This window comes from Thermomonospora echinospora, assembly GCF_900108175.1.
In the GTDB taxonomy this organism is placed as follows: Bacteria; Actinomycetota; Actinomycetes; order Streptosporangiales; family Streptosporangiaceae; genus Thermomonospora; species Thermomonospora echinospora.
Genome location: NZ_FNVO01000004.1, coordinates 505,715 through 524,650, shown reverse-complemented (window position 1 = coordinate 524,650; position 18,936 = coordinate 505,715). Strand labels below are relative to the sequence as shown.

The window sequence follows — 18,936 nt, the reverse complement described above, 5'->3', positions numbered from 1 at the left end:
CACATGGCGAACGTGGGGCTCGTGGTGGTCTCGCACAGCCGGCGCCTGGCCGAGGGCGTCTGCGAGCTGGCCCGCGAGATGGGCGTCCACAAGGTGCGGGTGGAGGCGGCCGGAGGCGACGTGGACGGCGGACTGGGCACCAGCATCGAGCTGGTCGAGAACGCCGTGCGGGCGGCCGACGACGGGGCCGGGGTGGTGCTGCTGGCCGACCTGGGCAGCTCCGTCCTGACCGCCAGGACGTTCGTCGAGGACGCCGACACCTCGGTGCTGCTGGCCGACGCGCCGCTGGTGGAGGGCGCGGTCGCCGCCGCCTCGGCGGCCGCCGCCGGCGCCGACCTGGCGGCGGTGGTGGCGGCCGCCGAGGACGCCTACGACCAGCGCAAGACCTGAGCCCGGGACGCCTACCACCAGCGCAGGACCTCAGCCCGGACCGCCGGGACGTCTGCGCATCGCGGCGGTCCGGGCCGAACGCGGGCCGCAGTGTCGCCACAGCGCCGTAAACTCGCGGGTGATGTCCACCACCGATGCCCCACACCCGCTGCTCGACGGCCTGAACCCGCAGCAGCGCGCCGCCGTGGTCCACTCCGGCGGCCCCCTGCTGATCGTGGCGGGAGCCGGCTCGGGCAAGACCCGTGTCCTGACCCACCGCATCGCCTACCTGCTGGCCGAGCGGAACGTGCATCCCGGCCAGATCCTGGCGATCACGTTCACCAACAAGGCCGCCGGCGAGATGAAGGAACGGGTCCAGGGGCTGGTGGGCCCCCGCTCGGCGGCGATGTGGGTGATGACGTTCCACTCCGCCTGCGTGCGGATCCTGCGGCGCGAGGCCAGGCGGCTGGGCTTCCCGTCCGGCTTCTCCATCTACGACGCCGCCGACGCGCAGCGGCTGATGGCGCTGGTGTGCCGGGAGCTGGACCTGGACCCCAAGCGCTACCCGCCCCGGTCGTTCTCGGCCCAGGTCAGCAATCTCAAGAACGAGCTGATCGACTACGAGACGTTCAAGGCGCGGGCGTCCACCCACATGGAGCAGACGCTCGCCGAGGTCTACGAGATGTACCAGGCGCGGCTGATGCAGGCCGGGGCCATGGACTTCGACGACCTGATCATGACGACGGTCAACCTGCTGCAGGCGTTCCCGGAGGCGGCCGAGCACTACCGGCGGCGGTTCCGGCACGTGCTGGTGGACGAGTACCAGGACACCAACCACGCCCAGTACGAGCTGGTCCGCCAGCTCACCGAGCCGATCCGCGGCGGCGAGGACGACCTCGGCGCGGCCGAGCTGTGCGTGGTCGGCGACGCCGACCAGTCGATCTACGCCTTCCGGGGCGCGACGATCCGCAACATCCTGGAGTTCGAGCGCGACTACCCGGACGCCACCACGATCCTGCTGGAGCAGAACTACCGCTCCACCCAGACGATCCTGTCGGCCGCCAACGCGGTGATCGAGCGCAACGCCGACCGCAAGCCCAAGAAGCTGTGGTCCGACCAGGGCGAGGGCGACCGGATCATCGGCTACGTGGCCGACAACGAGCACGACGAGGCCGCCTTCGTCGCCGCCGAGGTCGACCGGCTCGCCGACTCCGGCACCGCCCGCCCCGGCGACGTGGCCGTCTTCTACCGCACCAACGCCCAGTCGCGGGTCTTCGAAGAGGTGTTCATCCGGGTCGGGCTGCCCTACAAGGTGGTCGGCGGCGTCCGTTTCTACGAGCGCAAGGAGGTCCGCGACCTGCTGGCCTACCTGCGGGTACTGGCCAACCCCGCCGACACCGTCTCGCTGCGGCGCATCCTGAACGTGCCCAAGCGCGGCATCGGCGACCGGGCCGAGGCGTGCGTGGAGGCCTACGCCGCCCGTGAGCGGATCACCTTCTGGGAGGCGTTGCGCGTTCCCGAGGACGTGCCCGGCATGGCCACCCGCTCCATCAAGGCCGTCCGCGAGTTCGTCGCCCTGCTGGACGACCTGCGCGAGGCCGCCGAGACCGCCACCCCGGCCCGGCTGGTGGAGACCGTGCTGGAGCGCACCGGCTACCTCGCCGAGCTGCAGGCCTCCCGCGACCCGCAGGACGAGACCCGCATCGAGAACCTGCACGAACTGGAGGCCGTCGCCCGCGAGTTCGAGGAACGCCTCGACGGGGAGGACGCCTCCGGCCGCCTGGTGGACTTCCTGGAGCAGATCGCCCTAGTCGCCGATGCCGACTCCATCCCCGGCACCAAGGGCGCCCCCGTCCCTCCGGGCGAGCGCGCCCCCGACGACGATCAGGGCGTCGTCACCCTGATGACCCTGCACACCGCCAAGGGCCTGGAGTTCCCGGTCGTCTTCCTCACCGGCATGGAGGACGGCGTCTTCCCGCACCTGCGGGCGATGAGCAACCCCAAGGAGCTCGAGGAGGAGCGCCGCCTGGCCTACGTCGGCATCACCCGCGCCCGGCAGCGCCTCTACCTGACCCGGGCAACCATGCGCAGCTCGTGGGGGGCGCCCCAGGTCAACCCGGCGTCCCGCTTCCTGAGCGAGGTCCCCGGCACCCTGCTGAACTGGGAGCGCGAGGCCGCGGCCCCGGCCATGGCGTCGATGGCGGCCCGCCCCGGCGTCCGCTCCCCCGGCAACCGCCCCGTGCCCGCCCTGTCCCCGGGCGACAAGGTCACCCACGACTCCTTCGGCCTGGGCACGGTCGTCTCGGTGGACGGCGCCGGCGACAAGTCCGCCGCCAGCATCGACTTCGGCGGCGACTACGGCGTCAAACGCCTCGTCCTCCGCTACGCCCCCCTCGAAAAACTCTGACCCCGGCCCGGGGCCTCCCACGGGTCCCCGGCTCGGCGAAGATCTCCGCCAAGCCGACCGTGCGGCCAGGGAGAGCTTCCGAAAACTATCTGCACATGGGCGGATACGCAGCGATTCGACCAAATTAATCGTCAGTAGCATGACCTGCGTGAACCACGAACGAATATTGGCGACATTCCGGGCGGAGGCGGAGCGGCTCGCCGGAGTCGTCGGGGCGTTGTCCGAGCGGGAGTGGGATCGGCCGACGGCCTGTGAGCCCTGGCGGGTGCGGGAGTTGCTGGGGCATGTCCGGGTCGTGATCGGCTGGCTGCCCGACATGCTGGACGGGCCGGCTCCGGCCCGTGCTCAGGTGTCGGCCAGGGAGTACTACCGGCCGGACGAGCGGTTCTCGGCGGAGACGAACGCGGCGCGGATCGCGCTGGCGGTCGAGTATGCGGCGGCCCAGGACAGTGGTGTGGCGCTCGCCGAGGACTTCACGGACACCTGGGAGAACGCATACCGGCTCTGCCGTGCGGAGCCTCCCGGCCGGGTCATCGTCACCCGGCACGGGGACGCGATGCTCCTGTCGGACTTCCTGCTCACCCGAGTGGTCGAGGTCGCCGTCCACGGCCTGGACCTGGCCGCCGCGCTGGAGCGGGAGCCCTGGTTGACTTCCCAGGCCGGTGATGCCGTGGAGGAACTGCTGCTGGAGGCGGAGGACGTGGCCCGGGTGCGCGGGATCGGCTGGGACCAGGTGACGTTCCTGCGCAAGGCGACCGGGCGGGAGCCGATCAGCCCGGACGAGGCCGAGTGGGTCCGCGGTCTGGGCGTCCGCTGGCTGACGCTCGGCTGACGGTCATAGGTCGGCGGTGAAGATGACGGTCCGGCCCATGTCCGCGGCGCGGATCTGTGGCGCGGATCTGTGGCGCGGACGAAGGTCTTCCGGACATCGGTGAAGCCGTCCCCGGGGGGAGTAAAAGTCCTGTTCGCCGGGAGGACCGTCGCAAAAGCATCCGGTGCTCAGTGCGTCACCGCGCAATTCCGAACGTTCGATTCCTCGGATACCCGGTGTGCCGTGGCGGCTGGTGACCGGTGATGAGGTGGCCTACGGTACGGGGTGTCGCGACTCCTGGAGGCAAGGATGCAGTACGCGGTTGACGTGACGGCTACGTCCAGTGCGCCCCCCGAGGTGTTGTTCGAGCACGTGGCCGTGGCGGAGTCGTGGCCGGTGTGGACCGGGCTCCGGGCCAAGGCGGCCAGGGTCCGGCCGGGCATCGGGACGGGCAACGGGGTCGGGTCGATCCGGCGGGTGGGCATCGCGCGGGAGGAGACCGTGGCGTACGACCCGCCCAAGCACTACGCCTACCGGCTGCTGGCGGGGCTCCCCGCGGACGACTACCGGGCGGACATCACGTTCGAGCCGCGTGAGGGGGGCGGGACGGCCATCCGGTGGCAGGCCCAGTTCGCCGCCCGGTTCCCGGGCACCGGGCCGCTCGTCCGGGCGTTCATGAACCGGATGCTCGGCCGGTTCGCCCGGGGCCTGGCCGCCCACGCCGAGCACTGCCGGCCCGGCTGCCCTGCCCACCGCCCGGCCTGACGGCCCCGCCGCCGGCCGGTGATCGACTAGGCTGGTGGCTCCCACGCAGCCGATGTCCCCCGCCGTGACGGAGGTGGCATCGCGCCGTGCTCGATCTGGTCCTCGACCTGGAGACCCAGGATCCCGACGACGTTCTGACCCTGTGCCTGGTGGCCTGTCATCCGGCGGTGGCGTTGCGGGCGGTGACCATCACCCCCGGCGCGCCCGCGCAGGTGGCGCTGGTGCGGCACGTGCTCGGGCGGCTGGAACGCCGGGACGTGCCGGTGGGCGCCAGCGATCCCGGCACGGGCAAGGACCACGTGTCGGGTTTCCACCACAAGTGGCTGGGGACCCCGCCGCCCGCCGAACCCGACGGCCCGGCCGACGTCGTGATGGCCGAGGCCCTGACACGCCATCCGGAAGCCGTGCTGCTGACCGGAGGGCCGTTGCACAACCTGCGGCGGCTGCTGGAAGGACATGCGAACGTCAGGCCGGTGCGGTGGGTGGCCCAGGGCGGGTTCGCAGGTGACAACCTGGTGCGTCCCGAGCACCGGCTGCCGAAGTTCGAGGGGCTGCGGCACTGCCCGACGTTCAACTTCAACGGGGAGCGCACGGCCGCGATGCTGGCGCTGTCGCCCGAGTCCGGCATCGGACGGCGTGAGCTGGTGTCCAAGAACGTCACGCACGGTGTCCGCTATGACCGCGAGTTGCACGAGCGGCTGCGTCCGTACCGCGACCGGACGGCCGGACTGGCCCTGATCCACGCGGGGATGGAGTTGTACCTGCGCAAGCGGCGGGCGGGCAAGCTGCTGCACGACCCCACCGCGGCCTGTGCGGCCATCGATCCCGGCATCTGCGGCTGGGCCGAGGTCGAGATGGTGCGGGACGGCCTGGCCTGGGGCGCCGAGCCCACCGCCGGGAGCGGCACCTTCATCACCGTCTCCCTCGACCGGGAACGGCTGCTGTCCACGTTCGTCGGAGAGCCGCTGGGCTGACCGGTCGCGGGCGCGGGGTTCGTCCACGAAGTGCCGGTGCTCGCCCGCGACCCGGCATTCTGGCAGCCTGCCGTCCCGGACGCGGTGGACGAGCACGCGGCGAGCCTGCGGCGGCGCTCGCCGGTGCGGTAGCCCGCCCCGGGGGAACGGAGGGTCAGACCAGGCGGCGAGCGGCGGCCCAGCGGGACAGTTCGTGGCGGTTGGACAGTTGGAGCTTGCGCAGGACGCTGCTGACGTGGGTCTCAACGGTCTTGACGGAGATGAACAGCTCCTTGGCGATCTCCTTGTAGGCGTAGCCGCGGGCGATCAGCCGCAGGACCTCGCGTTCGCGCTGGGTGAGCTGGTCGAGCTCAGGATCGACGGCGGGCGCGTCGGTGGCGGCGAAGGCGTCCAGGACGAAGCCGGCCAGGCGCGGAGAGAAGACCGCGTCGCCCTCGGCCACCCGGCCGATGGCGTCGGTCAGCTCGGGCCCGGAGATGGTCTTGGTGACGTAGCCGCGGGCGCCGCCGCGCACCACGCCGATGACGTCCTCGGCGGCGTCGGAGACCGACAGGGCCAGGAAGCGGGACGGGACGGCGCCGCTGAGGCGGCGCAGCACCTCGATGCCGCCGCCGCCCGGCAGGTGCACGTCCAGCAGGACGACGTCGGGCCTGGTCGCCGAGATGACGCGGACCGCCTCGTCGACGTCCCCGGCCTCGCCGACGATCTCGATGCCGTCGCCGAGCTCGGCCTTGACCCCGGTACGGAACATCTGGTGGTCGTCCACCAGCACCACAGTCGTCATCAAAAACCTCCGAGGAAACCCCCGCCTTCGGGCGGGGAAGGAATCGGACCCCTGCGGAGCAGGGCAGGGAAAGACGAATCGTCACCGGGCGATTCGTCGTCCACCAGCCGGACACACCGCAGTTTTTCACAAGCTGATGCGATAGCTTGTGAGGTATGCCCACTGCTGTGAAGCGGGCGTTCAAGTACCGCTTCTACCCGACGCCCGAGCAGGCCGCCGAGCTTGCCCGCACGTTCGGGTGCGTGCGGAAGGTCTACAACATGGCACTCGCCGCCCGCACACAGGCGTGGGCGCTGCGCCGGCAGCGGATCACCTACAACCAGACCTCGGCGATGCTGACGACATGGAAGAAAACCGAGGAACTGGCCTACCTGAACGAGGTATCCAGCGTTCCGCTCCAGCAGGCGCTCCGCCATTTGCAGGCGGCGTTCACCAACTTCTTCGCCAAACGGGCCAAGTACCCACGTTTCAAGTCCCGGAAGAAGTCGCGCGACTCGGCCGAGTACACCACCAGCGCGTTCCGGTACCGGGACGGGCAGCTCACGCTGGCGAAGATGGCAGAGCCGCTGCACATCGTGTGGTCGCGTCCGCTGCCGGTGGGAGCGAAGCCTTCGACGGTGACGGTGTCCCGCGACAGCGCGGGCCGCTGGTTCGTGTCCCTGCTGGTGGAGGACCCGACCGTCCGGCCGCTGCCCGCGAGCGGGAACGCGGTCGGCATCGACGCCGGACTCGACCACCTGCTCACCCTCTCCACCGGGGAGAAGATCACCAATCCCCGGCACGAGCGGGCCGACCGGGAGCGTCTGGCCCGCGCGCAGCGGAACCTGGCCCGCAAAGCCAAGGGCGAGGGGGCCAACCGGGCCAAGGCCCGGCGCGTGGTCGCCCGCATCCACGCCCGCATCACCGACCGCCGCCGTGACCACCTGCATAAGATCACCACTCGGCTCGTGCGTGAAAACCAAACGCTCGTGATCGAGGACCTGCACGTCCGCAACATGATCAAGAACGGCACACTCGCCCGCGCCATCTCCGATGCGGCCTGGAGCCAGTTCCGGAGCATGCTGGAGTACAAGGCCGCCTGGTACGGCCGCGACGTGATCGCGGTCGACCGGTGGTTCCCCTCCTCCAAGCTGTGCTCCGAATGCGGGGCACGGCAAGAGAAGATGCCGCTGAACGTCCGCACCTGGACGTGCACGTGTGCAACGACCCACGACCGGGACGTGAACGCGGCGAAGAACATTCTGGCCGCCGGGCTGGCGGTGTCGGCCTGTGGAGCCGGTGTAAGACCTCAACGGAGACCTCCGGGCGGGCAGTCGGCGATGAAGCAGGAAGCCCTACGGCGCGAGCTGTAGGAATCCCCCTCCGTCAGGAGGGAGAGGAAGTCAATCCGTCTCGGCGGCTCGACGCGCCGTCCTGTCCGCCCGGTCCGGGCGGCGCTACTTCTTCATCTCCAGGCGGACCTCGGTGCCCTCACCGGGGGCGGTACGGACTGTGGCCTTGCCGCCGTTGCGTTCCATGCGCCCGATGATGGAGCCCCGTACGCCCATCCTGTCCTGCGGGATGCCGTCCATGTCGAAGCCCTTGCCCCGGTCGCGGACGAAGATCGCCACATCGTCGCCCTCGACCTCGGCGTAGACCGACACCGACGGCGCCTCGGAGTACTTGGCGGCGTTGACCATCGCCTCGCGGGCGGCCTGCAGGGCGGCGCCCAGCCGGGGGTCGAGGGGGCAGTCGCCGACGCAGACGACCTCGATGGGGACGCCGTGGTCGTCCTCCACCTCGCCGGCCGTCTCCCGTACGGCGGCGGCGAAGGTCCGGTCGGGGTCGGCCTGCGGCTGGTAGAGCCAGTTGCGCAGGGTGCGTTCCTGGGAGCGGGCCAGCCGCTGCACCTCGCGGGAGTCGGCGGCGTTGCGCTGGATCAGGGTCAGCGTGTGCAGCACCGAGTCGTGGATATGGGCGGCCAGCTCGGCGCGTTCCTGGGAGCGGATGCGCTCGCGGCGCTCGGCGTCCAGGTCCTGCCAGAGCCGCACCACCCAGGGGGTGGCGATCACCGCCAGGCCGGTGGCGAGCACGACTGTGGCGATCAGCACCTCGCGGATCTGCGCGACCTGCACGTTCTGCACCAGGAAGCCGGAGATGCCGCCGATGACCAGCGCCAGGCCGAGCAGGCTGCGCAGCCACAGCCGGCGCAGCGGGACGGTGGTGGTACGTACCCAGCGCTGCCGCTGGTCACGGTCGGCCTGCTGCCAGAGGATGGCGGCGCCGATACCGCCGACCAGCAGCGGCCACAGCGCCACCCGCGCCAGCCCGGCCCCCCAGGCCACCGAGCTCAGCCCCGCGCTGAGCGCCCCGTAGGCCAGCAACTGGACCCAGTCCCGGTGGCGTGCGCCGGTGCGGGCGGTGTCGCCGCGCTGCGGGACGAGCAGCCAGAACGCCGCGTAGGCGGCGACGCCCAGCCCGCCGGTGGCGTTCAGCAGGACGAACGCCAGTCGCACGACGACGACGTCCAGGCCGAGATGCTCGGCCAGGCCGCGGCAGACCCCGGCCATCAGCCGGCCGTCGTCGCCGCGCTCCAGGCGGGGGCCGGTCGCGGCGTCGTCGGTGACCTGCTCGGCCATCGCTGTGGTCACGCCTCCTCACGCCCTTTCGTGCTCCGTGACGGTGGGCACGCCGGCACGGCACCCCCTGGTCAACGATCGTCACACGAACGGGGGCCGGTCGCATCGGGCGGTTCCCCTGGTTTCCGCGGCCGGTCTTCAGGGTCGGGTCAGGGTGGTCCCCGATACCGGGGCGGGGCCGGTGCCCGCCACGATGGTGACATGGCCGAGGAGCAGACCATGACGGCCGGCCCGCGGGCCGCCGAAGACTATCCGAGATTGGTGCGGGCACAGGACGGGCGCATCCTCGCCGGGGTGTGCACCGGCCTGGGGCGGCACGTGAACGTGGACCCGGTGGTACTGCGGGTCGGGTTCGCGGTGCTGGTGCTGTCCGGCGGCCAGGGACTGCTGCTCTACCTGGCGGCCTACCTGCTGATGCCGTCCGCTGCGGAACGGCCCGCGCCGGCCGAGCAGTTGCTCAAGCGCCGCTTCGACGCTGGGACGGTGCTGGCTCTGCTGGGCGTGCTGCTGTGCCTGGCGACGCTGACCCTGACGGCGGGCCGCTGGTTCTCGGGGGGCGCGCTGGCCGGGGTGACGGTGTTCGCGCTGGTGCTGCTGGTGGCGCACGCCCGGAAGGTGGACTTCGCCCAGGTGGCCCGCAGCATGCCCGAGCGCCTGCAGGGCCACCCGATGGAGCCGGCCACGCCGTTCCCGGGTGCGGCGACCGGCCCGATCTTCCCCGGCCAGACACCCCAGCCGGACGCGGACGGCCCGGTCTTCCTCGGCAAGACGCCCCCACCGGGTGCGGGCGGCCCGATCTCCTCGGAAGATGCGTCCCCGTCAGACGCGGGCGGCCCGGTCTTCCTCGGTAAGACGCCTCCGCCGGGTGCGGGCGCCCCGCTGCCGGAAGGCATGATCGATCTGGCCGAGCTCAGCGACCGGTACCGCCGCGGCGGCCCGCCGCAGGACGTTCCGGCGCCTCCGGCCGGCAAGCCGGAACGGGGCTGCGGAGGGCACCGGCCCAAGCCCATGCTGACCTCGCTCACCCTGCTGGGCGCGATGGCGGCCGGGGCGGCGATGATCCCGGTCGCGGTCAACGGCGGCTACGGGCCGTACGGCGTGAGTCTCGTCCTCGCACCCGCCCTGGCGGTGATCGGGTTGGGTCTGCTGGTCGGCGGCTGGTTCGGCCGGGCCCGGGGACTCGCCACCGTCGGCACGCTGCTGACCTTCAGTCTGCTGACCACGACGGTGGTGGCCGAGGCGCCTCCCGACACCAAGTTCGGGGACGTGGAGTGGCGGCCCGCCGACGCCTCCCGCACCGAGCAGACCTACCGGCTCGGGGCCGGCGACGGGAAACTGGACCTCACCGCGCTCCCGCTGGCGCCGGGCCGGCGGATCAGGATCAACGCCGAGCTGACGGTCGGCACGCTGAAGATCACCGTGCCCGACGCCGCCCGGGTGGAGATCGACGGCCGGGTCGGGCTGGGGGACCTGACCGTGGAGGGGCGCATCAGCGGCGGGCCCCGCGCCAAGGTCGTCGAGGTGCTGGAGCCGCAGGCGCGCGGCACGGCGAACCCGCCGGTGATCGAGCTGCGGGTACGGGCCAGGGTCGGGGACGTGGAGGTGCTGCGTGGCTAGGCGAATTCGGCATCGTTTCGACCCGGGGGCCCCGGTGGCGGGGCTGTTCTTCCTCGCCGTCGCCGGGGTCTTCCTGGCCGGCGGGCTGTCCGGGGAACCGGTGGTGCCGCTGGAGGTCCTCGTGGCGGCCCTGCTGATCGGGCTCGGCGTGGTCGGCATCGTCCGGGTGCTGAGCGCGGGCCGCCGCCGGGACCCCTGACCGGGCCCTCCGGCCGGGGGCCGGCTCTTCGGCCGGCCCGGCCGGCCGGGCCGGTCAGTCGAGCTGGGCGTGCAGGGTGATCGCGTAGGCGGGGCCGGGGTTGGTGATCTCGTGGGTACGGCCGTCGCCGTGGACGCGGATCCGGTTGGCGCGCAACGGGCGTTCGGTGACCCCGTCCGCGGCGATGACGATCTCGGTCAGCTCCCCGGCGATCACCGTGCTGACCCGTGTCCCGCCGTGGTCGTGCACATCGGTGCGGTGGCCGGGCGGCCAGGTGGTCAGCCACACCCGTACGCCGCCGGTCTCGTCCAGGACCACCCGTCCGGGCGCGGCGGGGTCCAGCCGCACCAGGTGCCACCAGGCGTCCGGGCGGCCGGCCAGCTCGTGGACGCGGGCGGCGAGCTGGCCCACCGTCGGCGGGCGGCCGGTGGCCAGGCCGTGCGGGTCGTCCTGCCCGCGCATCGTGATGTCGGGAACGACGTCGAGGTTCACGGAGAAGTCCTTGGTCTGTTGTCGTCGCAGCCCGCGGCCGGGCCACGGGGCGGGATCGCCGGGGTCGTCGGAACCGGGAGAACGGTCGTCAGCGACAACAACAGGGACACAGCGCGGCGGCCACGGGGAGAGAACCCTGGTGGCTGCGGAGACAGGCGCGCGCTGGCATGGGCACTAGGAGACACGCGGTCACGGACGGTTGTCAAGTCGATCGGGTCAAACGGTATTAACCCCCTGGTCACGGCAGCGCCGGACGGTGGACGACCAGGCCCGCGAGCATGCTCCCGACCACCGAGCAAAACGGAGTGTGACCATGAAGTTCGACCGGCGAACCGTGCTACGCACCGGGCTGATCGCGGGCGGGGGCACGGCGCTGGCCGCCCTGGCGGCCTCGCCCGCCGCTGGGAGTCCAGTGGCCCCCGCGCTGATCCGCACGGGACGGCCGCGCCTCACCCACGGCGTGCAGAGCGGCGACGTGACCGCCGGGCAGGGGGTGGTGTGGGCGCGGGCCGACCGTCCCTCGCGGATGCTGGTCGATGTCAGCCACCGGCCCGACTTCCGCGGCTTCCGGACCGTCCGGGGGCCGGTGCTGACCCCGGAGACCGACCTGACCGGCAAGGCGTTCCTGCGCGGCCTGCCCCCCGGACGGCAGATCCACTACCGGGTGCGGCTGGCCGACCTGGACCGGCACTCGCTGGTGTCCGCCCCGGTGGAGGGCGGCTTCCGCACCCCCGCGCGGGACCGCCACGACGGCCGGGACATCTCGTTCGTCTGGTCGGGGGACCTGGCCGGGCAGGGCTGGGGCATCAACCCTGAGCTGGGCGGCTACCGGATCTTCCGGGCGATGAGCGCCGTCGACCCGGACTTCTTCCTGTGCAGCGGCGACTGGGTGTACGCCGACGGGCCGCTCACCGAGACCGTCGCGCTGCCCGACGGCCGCACCTGGCGCAACCTGGTGACCGCCGAGAAGTCCAAGGTGGCCGAGACCCTCGCCGAGTACCGGGGGCAGTTCCGCTACAACCTGGAGGACGCCGGCCTGCGCGCCTTCAACGCCCACATCCCGATGATCTACCAGTGGGACGACCACGAGGTCACCAACAACTGGTACCCGGGCGAGATCCTCAACGACGCCCGCTACACCGAGAAGCGCGTGGACGTGCTGGCCGCCCGCGCCCGCCGCGCCATGTTCGAGTACACCCCCACCGCGGTCCAGGCCGCCAGGGACGGCCGGATCTACCGGAAGATCTCCTACGGTCCGCTGCTGGACGTCTTCGTCCTCGACATGCGCACGCACAAGAACGCCAACACCCCCAACACCTCGCCCACCGAGGCCGCGGGTGTGCTCGGCGCCGAGCAACTGGCCTGGCTCAAGCGCGAGCTGCGCGGCTCCAAGGCGACCTGGAAGGTGATGGCCGCCGACCTGCCGATCGGGCTGATCGTCCCAGACGGCACCGCCCAGGAGGGCATCGCGCAGGGCGACGGCGGCGCGCCACTGGGCCGCGAGCGCGAGATCGCCGACCTGCTCTCGTACGCCAAGCGGCACAGGGTCCGCAACATGGTGTGGCTGACCGCCGACGTCCACTACACCGCCGCGCACTACTACGACCCGGCCAAGGCGTCCTTCACCGACTTCGACCCGTTCTGGGAGTTCGTGTCCGGCCCGCTCAACGCCGGCGCCTTCGGCCCCAACACGCTGGAGTCCACGTTCGGGCCGCAGTTGAAGTTCCACAAGGCCCCGCCGCGGGCCAACACCTCTCCGGCCGAGGGCTACCAGTTCTTCGGGGAGGTCGGCATCGACGCCCGATCCGCCACTCTCACCGTCCGCCTCCGTGACCTGGACGGCAAGGTCCTCTACAGCACGGACCTGTCCCCGGTCCGCTAGCCGTTCCCCGCTCCGGCCCGGCCGGCGACGGCCGGGCTGGGGTGGGGCTCCACGTGCTCATCGGTCAGGGCAGGGGTCGCATTTCTCCTGAAGGCACGGCGCAGGGCCGGTGATGGCCAGGCGCGGTCGGAGCTGAGGATCAGGACGGCGACCAGGACGACGGCGCCACCGAGGAACTGCGTGGGGGCGAGGCGTTCGCCGTAGACGAGGGCGGTGGACGCCACCGTGACGGCCGGTTCGGCGTAGGAGACGATGGCCGCTGTCGAGGCGCCGACCACGCGCATGCCGGCCAGCATGCAGATGATGGGCACGAAGGTCGAGAACACGGCGAGCAGCCCCGTCCACAGCCAGCCGTCCGGCTGCGCCGGTGGCTGCCAGGAGCCCGTGGACACGCTGATCAGGGCCAGGCTCACGGCGGCGCTGGTGCACACGATGGCGGACACCAGGTACAGGTCGAGGTCCTCCGGCAGGCCGTTCGCGACGGTCAGGTAGAGCGCGTAGGTGCAGGCCGCCGCCAGCGCCAGCGCCACTCCTCCGGCGGCGCCCGGCCGGACGCCGCTTCCCAGCAGCAACAGCACCCCCAGCACCGAGCAGGCGAGCGCCGTGAGCCGCCGCCGGTCCATGGACTCGCGTCCCAGCGCGATGGCGATGACCGTGACGATGGGCGGGAACGTGTAGAGCAGCAGCGCCGCCAGCGAGCCGTCGATGCGGGCCAGCGAGCCGAAGTAGAAGGTCGCCTGGCAGGCGTACCCGACGGCGCCCAGGCCGACGCAGGTCAGCAGGGTCCGCCCGGCGGGGAACGCGGGGCGGCGCCAGGCGACCAGCGCCCAGAACAGCAGCGCGGCGAGGGCGAAGCGCACCGTCAGCATCGTCTGCACTCCGGCGCCCGCCTGGTAGGTCTCCTTGGCGAAGACGGCGGACATGCCGAAGCCGGCGGCGGAGATCAGGCACAGCGTGGTGCCCAGGGAGGTTCGGGAGGGTGCCATCGGCATGAGGAAGACCGTAGAGATCGGCAACCCATCGAGGTAGCCTTGCTTTCCTGCGGAAGCCAAAGGAGATTCCTTGGCCACCCTCCATCAGTTCCGCTGTTTCCTCACCGCCCTGGAGCACGGGTCGTTCACGGCGGCCGCCGCCGCTCTCGGCTATGCGCAGCCCTCGGTGTCGGAGCAGGTGAGGCTGCTGGAACAGCAGCTGGACACCGTCCTGTTCCGCCGCGCCGGCCGCGGCCTGGTGCCCACCGAGGCGGCCTGGGCGCTGCGCCCGCACGCGGTGGCGGCGCTGAAGGCCGCCGATGAGGCCGTCCGGGCGGTGTCGTCGGTGCGGGGGATGCTGACCGGCACCGTGCGCTTCGGGATCTTCAAGACCGCGCACTTCTACTTCGGCGCGGACCTGGTCGCCGACGTGCTGGAACGCCATCCGCAGGTCAGGCTCGAACTGGTCGGGCAGAACTCCGCCGAGACCCTGGACCAGCTGCGCCGGGGCCGGCTGGAGGCCGCCTTGGCCGCGCTGCCCGGCGACGACGAGGAGATGGCGGTCACCGCCGAGATGCGCGACGAGCTGGTGTACGTCAGCGCCGACCCGGGCCGGGTGCGCGAGCCGGTCACCGCCGCCGTCCTGACCGCTCACCCGCTGGTACTGCCGGATGTGACCTGGCGTGAGGAGGACACCACCCGGCTGCTGCTGGCCCACATAGCCCGGTCGGGCGGGCACGTGCTGCGCCCCCGGGTCGAGGTGGAGTACCTGGAGGCCGCGCTGGAGGTCGCCGCGCGGGGGCTGGCCGACACGGTGTGCTGGCGCGGCGTCATGCACCGGATGGAGGGCCGGCTGCCGCCGGGCCTGCACTGGGCGCCCCTGGACCCCCCGCAGCACGAGCGGTTCGCGCTCGTCCACCGCCCCGTCGCCGAACTGTCGCCGGCGACCCGCATGGTGATCGACCTGGCCGCGGCGCGGGTGCGGCAGCTGAACGCGGCGTTGAACCCAGGGTGAGCCACGCCGCTGATGGTAAAAATGTGAACCAAGTCATAGCAGGGTCTGGTCCGCGATCAGATCGCGGCATAGGTTCATAGAGGTCATCTTGCCTCCCACCGGAGGTGGCCTCGATGCCGCGGCCTGGTCAACGCGCCCCGCCGGGCGCCTCGTGCCCATGTTCCACCCCCGAGGCGCCGAATGGAGGACGGATGCCGCGCGTACGGATCAAGGTCGACGGTGTGACATACGAGGACGAGGTGGAGCCCAGGCTGCTGCTCGTCCACTACCTGCGCGAACGGCTGGGGAAGGTCGGGACCCCGGTCGGCTGCGACACCACCAACTGCGGAGCCTGCACCGTCCTGCTGGACGGGCTGAGCGTCAAGAGCTGTTCGGTGCTGGCCGTCCAGGCCGACGGGCGGGAGATCACCACGGTCGAGGGGCTGGGCCCAGGCGGCGAGCTGCACCCGATGCAGCGGGCCTTCCACACCGAGCACGCGCTGCAGTGCGGCTTCTGCACCCCCGGCATGATCATGGCCTCGATCGACCTGCTGCGGGAGAACGCCGACCCCTCCGAGGCCGAGATCCGTGAGGGGCTCGAAGGCAACCTGTGCCGCTGCACCGGCTACCAGAACATCGTGCGGGCCGTCCGCAGGGCGGCCGAGGAGATGCGGCAGGCGCCCGAGCGGGAGGTGACCTCGTGACCGAGACCGTCGCCGGGCGCGAGATCGGCAGCGCCCGCAGGCGCAGCGAGGACGCACGGCTGATCACCGGCCGCACCCAGTGGACCGACAACCTCCAGCTGCCGGGGATGTGCCATGTGGCGTTCCTGCGCAGCCCGTACGCGCACGCCCGCATCACCGGCGTGGACGCCGCCGAGGCCAGGCAGCGGCCGGGCGTGGTCGCCGTGTTCACCGGGGCCGACCTCGCCGACGAGCAGGGCAGCCTGCCGTGCGCGTGGCCCGTGACCGAGGACATGCGGCACCCCGACCACCCGCCGATGGCCGTCGACCACGTGCGGTACGTGGGCGAGCCGGTGGCCTGCGTGGTCGCCCGCGACCGGTACGCGGCCGCGGACGCGCTGGAGGCCATCGACGTCGACTACGAACCGCTGACGCCCGTCCTCGACATGGAGCAGGCGGTTGCGGACGGCGCCGACCTGGTGCACGCCGACCTGGGCACCAACAGCAGCTACACGTGGGTGTTCGAGAACGGCGACCTCGACGCGGCGCTGCGCGACGCGCCCGTCCTCATCGAGCGCCGGTACGTGCAGCAGCGGCTGATCCCGACCGCGATGGAGCCGCGCGCGGTGGTGTGCGCCCCCGAGGGGGACGGCTTCACCCTGTGGTCGGCCACCCAGATCCCGCACATCCTGCGGCTGATGCTGGCCACCGTCACCGGGATCCCCGAGCACCGGCTGCGGGTCATCGCCCCGGACGTCGGCGGCGGCTTCGGCTCCAAGCTCCAGGTGTACGGGGAGGAGGTGCTCGCGCTGCTGCTGGCCCGCCGGCTGGGACGCCCGATCAAGTGGACCGAGTCCCGCAGCGAGGGCAACCTGACCGTCCACCACGGCCGCGACCAGATCCAGCGGCTGACCCTGGCCGCCGAACGGGACGGGACCATCCGCGGTCTCAAGGTGGACCTGCTCGCCGACATGGGCGCGTACCTGATGCTCGTCACGCCGGGCATCCCGCTGCTGGGCGCGTTCATGTTCAACGGCATCTACAAGATGGACGCCTACTCGTTCACCTGCACGGGCGTCTTCACCAACAAGACCCCGACCGACGCCTACCGGGGCGCGGGGCGGCCGGAGGCGACGTTCGCGATCGAGCGGCTGATGGACGAGCTGGCCGCCGAGCTGGACCTGGACCCGATCGAGGTACGGCGGCGCAACTGGATCCGCCACGAGGAGTTCCCCTACGACACGATCGCGGGGCTCACCTACGACTCGGGCAACTACGAGGCGGCCACCGACAAGGCCCTGCACCTGTTCGAGTACGACACGCTGCGCGCCGAGCAGGCCGACCGGCGGGAGCGCCGTGACCCGGTCCAGCTCGGCATCGGGGTTTCCACGTTCACGGAGATGTGCGGGCTGGCCCCGTCCCGGGTGCTGGGCTCGCTGTCCTACGGCGCGGGCGGCTGGGAGCACGCCTCGGTACGCGTCCTGCCGTCCGGCAAGGTCGAGGTGGTGACGGGGTCGTCCGCCCACGGGCAGGGCCACGAGACCGCCTGGGCGCAGATCACCGCCGACCGCCTCGGTGTGCCCTTCGAGGACGTGCGGGTGCTGCACGGCGACACGTCCGTCTCTCCCAAGGGCATGGACACCTATGGCTCGCGTTCGTTGGCCGTGGGCGGGATCGCGCTGGTGAACGCCTGCGACAAGGTGGTCGACAAGGCGCGGCGGGTGGCGGCCCACCTGCTGGAGGCCGCCGAGGAGGACTTGGAGTTCACCGGCGGCCGCTTCTCGGTGCGCGGCGTACCGGACCAGGCCAGGACCATCCAGGAGGTCGCGCTGGCCGCGTTCGCCGCCCACGACCTGCCGGACGGGGTCGAGCCCTCCCTGGACTCCGACGCCACGTTCGACCCGGACAACTTCTCCTTCCCCCACGGCACGCACCTGTGCGCCGTCGAGGTGGACACCGAGACCGGGTTCGTACGCATTCGCTCCTACGTGGCGGTGGACGACGTCGGCCTGGTCGTCAACCCGCTCATCGTGGAGGGGCAGGTGCACGGCGGGCTCGCGCAGGGCATCGCGCAGGCGCTCTACGAGGAGGCCGTCTACGACGCGGAGGGCAACCTGACCACCACCACGATGGCGGACTACCTGATCCCGTCGGCGGCCGACCTGCCCCACTTCGTCACCGACCGCACCGAGACCCCCGCCACCACCAACCCGCTCGGGGTCAAGGGCGTCGGTGAGGCGGGCACCATCGCCTCCACCCCCGCCGTGGTGAACGCGATCGTCGACGCGCTGCGCCCGTACGGCGTGCGCGACGTGCCGATGCCGTGCACGCCCGAGCGCGTGTGGCGTGCCCTGAACGAGCAGGAGGGTTCCGCATGATCCCGGCGGGGTTCGAGTACGTGCGGCCGGAGTCGGTGGACGAGGCGGTGTCCGCCCTGGCCGAGGCCGGCGAGGACGCCAAGGTGCTGGCGGGCGGGCAGAGCCTGATGCCCCTGCTGCGCATGCGGCTGGCCTACCCGGAGGTGCTCGTCGACCTGGACCGGGTCGCCGAGCTGCGGGAGATCCGCGACCTGGGCGACGCACTGTTCATCGGCGCGATGGCCACCCACCACCAGGTGATGCGCGACCCCCTGGTCCGTCGACACGCCCCGCTGATCGCGCAGGCCACCGCCACGGTGGCGGACCCGGCGACGCGGCATCGCGGCACGTTCGGCGGAGCGCTGGCGCACGCCGACCCGGCCGGTGACCTGCCGGCGGTGGCCCTCGCGCTGGACGCGGTGTGCAACGTCCGCTCCGCCCGGGGCTCGCGGGACGTCCCGGCCGCCGACTTCTTCGTCGACTGGCTGACGTCCGCGCTGGAACCCGACGAACTGCTCACCGGGGTCACCGTCCCCAAGCTCGGGCCGGGCTGGGGCACTCACTACGAGAAGTTCCACCGCACCGCCCAGTCCTGGGCCGTCGTCGGGGTCGCCTGCGCGGTCCGGCGGGAACGGGACGCCGTCGCGGACGTCCGGGTGGCGCTGACCAACATGGGCGCCGCACCCGTCCGTGCCACCGCCGTGGAACGCAGCCTTGAGGGCGTCCCCGTCTCCGACGGCGCCTTCAGGTCCGCCGCCGAACACGCGGCGGACGGCACCGCACCGCCCGGCGACCTGCACGGCTCACCCGACTACCGGGCACACCTGGCGCAGGTGCTCACCCGCCGGGCGCTGACGGCCGCCAGCGCCCGCTGAGGCACCCGCACGGCCGTTCCCACCACCCTGGGGAACGGCCGTGCGCGTGTCCATGGTGGCGGCTCCTCTGGGTGGGTATGGGCTTGGGCTCTGGCGGTGTGGGGGGATACCGCCGTAAGGTCACCGAATCGGACCCCG

At 72.1% G+C, this 18,936-nt stretch carries 17 protein-coding genes; 13 read left to right on the top strand and 4 right to left on the bottom strand.

Features of this window, described 5'->3' with window-relative positions:
* The first annotated feature begins 3 nt into the window (after positions 1-3).
* From dhaM to C4U03_RS12750, 5 genes are all read left to right on the top strand, one after another.
* Positions 4-390, top strand: a complete 387-nt coding sequence (gene dhaM / locus C4U03_RS12770) for a dihydroxyacetone kinase phosphoryl donor subunit DhaM (protein WP_103937925.1) — start codon at positions 4-6, stop codon at positions 388-390.
* Positions 391-511: 121 nt separating this feature from the next.
* Positions 512-2,776, top strand: a complete 2,265-nt coding sequence (pcrA, locus tag C4U03_RS12765; RefSeq protein ID WP_103937924.1) for a DNA helicase PcrA — start codon at positions 512-514, stop codon at positions 2,774-2,776.
* Positions 2,777-2,915: 139 nt separating this feature from the next.
* Positions 2,916-3,608: a maleylpyruvate isomerase N-terminal domain-containing protein gene (locus tag C4U03_RS12760; protein WP_103937923.1), complete on the top strand. Its 693-nt coding sequence runs from the start codon at positions 2,916-2,918 to the stop codon at positions 3,606-3,608.
* 288 nt (positions 3,609-3,896) lie between these two features.
* On the top strand, positions 3,897-4,352 hold the full coding sequence (locus C4U03_RS12755) for an SRPBCC family protein (RefSeq protein WP_103937922.1): 456 nt from the start codon (positions 3,897-3,899) through the stop codon (positions 4,350-4,352).
* Between the two features lie 86 nt (positions 4,353-4,438).
* Positions 4,439-5,326, top strand: a complete 888-nt coding sequence (locus C4U03_RS12750; protein WP_103937921.1) for a nucleoside hydrolase — start codon at positions 4,439-4,441, stop codon at positions 5,324-5,326.
* 154 nt (positions 5,327-5,480) lie between these two features.
* Here C4U03_RS12750 and C4U03_RS12745 read toward each other — a convergent pair whose 3' ends face one another.
* Positions 5,481-6,110 carry a LuxR C-terminal-related transcriptional regulator gene (locus C4U03_RS12745; RefSeq protein ID WP_103937920.1) on the bottom strand — a complete coding sequence of 210 codons (630 nt, stop codon included), beginning with the start codon at positions 6,108-6,110 and terminating at the stop codon, positions 5,481-5,483.
* Between the two features lie 155 nt (positions 6,111-6,265).
* Here C4U03_RS12745 and C4U03_RS12740 point away from each other — a divergent pair, with 155 nt between their 5' ends.
* Entirely contained in the window at positions 6,266-7,462 is a 1,197-nt protein-coding gene (locus C4U03_RS12740; RefSeq protein ID WP_103937919.1) for an RNA-guided endonuclease InsQ/TnpB family protein, read from the top strand.
* A gap of 84 nt (positions 7,463-7,546) precedes the next feature.
* Here the strand turns inward: C4U03_RS12740 and C4U03_RS12735 are convergent, their stop codons facing one another.
* Entirely contained in the window at positions 7,547-8,728 is a 1,182-nt protein-coding gene (locus tag C4U03_RS12735; protein WP_200827219.1) for an ATP-binding protein, read from the bottom strand.
* Between the two features lie 201 nt (positions 8,729-8,929).
* On the opposite strand from C4U03_RS12735, the gene C4U03_RS39910 reads away from it, so the two are divergent.
* Together C4U03_RS39910 and C4U03_RS39905 are read left to right on the top strand one after the other, a co-directional pair.
* Positions 8,930-10,345, top strand: a complete 1,416-nt coding sequence (locus C4U03_RS39910) for a PspC domain-containing protein (RefSeq protein ID WP_160146974.1) — start codon at positions 8,930-8,932, stop codon at positions 10,343-10,345.
* Complete coding sequence (locus C4U03_RS39905; RefSeq protein WP_146087357.1) at positions 10,338-10,544, top strand: hypothetical protein; 207 nt, start codon at positions 10,338-10,340, stop codon at positions 10,542-10,544. The genes C4U03_RS39910 and C4U03_RS39905 overlap by 8 nt, the downstream gene beginning before the upstream one ends.
* A gap of 54 nt (positions 10,545-10,598) precedes the next feature.
* Here the strand turns inward: C4U03_RS39905 and C4U03_RS12715 are convergent, their stop codons facing one another.
* Entirely contained in the window at positions 10,599-11,036 is a 438-nt protein-coding gene (locus C4U03_RS12715; RefSeq protein WP_103937916.1) for a cupin domain-containing protein, read from the bottom strand.
* A 313-nt stretch (positions 11,037-11,349) separates the two neighbouring features.
* On the opposite strand from C4U03_RS12715, the gene C4U03_RS12710 reads away from it, so the two are divergent.
* A complete protein-coding gene (locus tag C4U03_RS12710) occupies positions 11,350-12,918 on the top strand; it encodes an alkaline phosphatase D family protein (protein ID WP_103937915.1) in 1,569 nt (522 codons plus the stop codon).
* Here the strand turns inward: C4U03_RS12710 and C4U03_RS12705 are convergent.
* Positions 12,915-13,910: a DMT family transporter gene (locus C4U03_RS12705; RefSeq protein ID WP_103937914.1), complete on the bottom strand. Its 996-nt coding sequence runs from the start codon at positions 13,908-13,910 to the stop codon at positions 12,915-12,917. The two genes, C4U03_RS12710 and C4U03_RS12705, sit on opposite strands and share 4 nt — an antisense overlap.
* Before the next feature lie 70 nt (positions 13,911-13,980).
* Here C4U03_RS12705 and C4U03_RS12700 point away from each other — a divergent pair, with 70 nt between their 5' ends.
* The 4 genes from C4U03_RS12700 (at position 13,981) to C4U03_RS12685 (ending at position 18,798) form a co-directional block, all read left to right on the top strand.
* The gene (locus C4U03_RS12700; RefSeq protein WP_103937913.1) at positions 13,981-14,904 is read left to right on the top strand and encodes a LysR family transcriptional regulator; all 924 of its coding nucleotides are present in this window, start codon (positions 13,981-13,983) and stop codon (positions 14,902-14,904) included.
* Positions 14,905-15,095: 191 nt separating this feature from the next.
* Positions 15,096-15,587 (top strand): (2Fe-2S)-binding protein, encoded by a 492-nt coding sequence (locus C4U03_RS12695; protein ID WP_103937912.1) that lies wholly within the window; start codon positions 15,096-15,098, stop codon positions 15,585-15,587.
* Complete coding sequence (locus C4U03_RS12690; protein WP_103937911.1) at positions 15,584-17,944, top strand: xanthine dehydrogenase family protein molybdopterin-binding subunit; 2,361 nt, start codon at positions 15,584-15,586, stop codon at positions 17,942-17,944. Before C4U03_RS12695 ends, C4U03_RS12690 begins: the two co-directional genes overlap by 4 nt.
* Positions 17,941-18,798 carry an FAD binding domain-containing protein gene (locus C4U03_RS12685; RefSeq protein ID WP_103937910.1) on the top strand — a complete coding sequence of 286 codons (858 nt, stop codon included), beginning with the start codon at positions 17,941-17,943 and terminating at the stop codon, positions 18,796-18,798. The genes C4U03_RS12690 and C4U03_RS12685 overlap by 4 nt, the downstream gene beginning before the upstream one ends.
* Positions 18,799-18,936 lie beyond the last annotated feature (138 nt).

Coding starts and splice junctions, on each gene's coding strand:
- dhaM (WP_103937925.1), top strand. CDS start 4: ATGGCGAACGTGGGGCTCGTGGTGGTCTCGCACAGCCGGCGCCTGGCC.
- pcrA (WP_103937924.1), top strand. CDS start 512: ATGTCCACCACCGATGCCCCACACCCGCTGCTCGACGGCCTGAACCCG.
- C4U03_RS12760 (WP_103937923.1), top strand. CDS start 2,916: ATGACCTGCGTGAACCACGAACGAATATTGGCGACATTCCGGGCGGAG.
- C4U03_RS12755 (WP_103937922.1), top strand. CDS start 3,897: ATGCAGTACGCGGTTGACGTGACGGCTACGTCCAGTGCGCCCCCCGAG.
- C4U03_RS12745 (WP_103937920.1), bottom strand. CDS start 6,110: ATGACGACTGTGGTGCTGGTGGACGACCACCAGATGTTCCGTACCGGG.
- C4U03_RS12740 (WP_103937919.1), top strand. CDS start 6,266: ATGCCCACTGCTGTGAAGCGGGCGTTCAAGTACCGCTTCTACCCGACG.
- C4U03_RS12735 (WP_200827219.1), bottom strand. CDS start 8,728: ATGGCCGAGCAGGTCACCGACGACGCCGCGACCGGCCCCCGCCTGGAG.
- C4U03_RS39910 (WP_160146974.1), top strand. CDS start 8,930: ATGGCCGAGGAGCAGACCATGACGGCCGGCCCGCGGGCCGCCGAAGAC.
- C4U03_RS12710 (WP_103937915.1), top strand. CDS start 11,350: ATGAAGTTCGACCGGCGAACCGTGCTACGCACCGGGCTGATCGCGGGC.
- C4U03_RS12705 (WP_103937914.1), bottom strand. CDS start 13,910: ATGCCGATGGCACCCTCCCGAACCTCCCTGGGCACCACGCTGTGCCTG.
- C4U03_RS12695 (WP_103937912.1), top strand. CDS start 15,096: ATGCCGCGCGTACGGATCAAGGTCGACGGTGTGACATACGAGGACGAG.
- C4U03_RS12685 (WP_103937910.1), top strand. CDS start 17,941: ATGATCCCGGCGGGGTTCGAGTACGTGCGGCCGGAGTCGGTGGACGAG.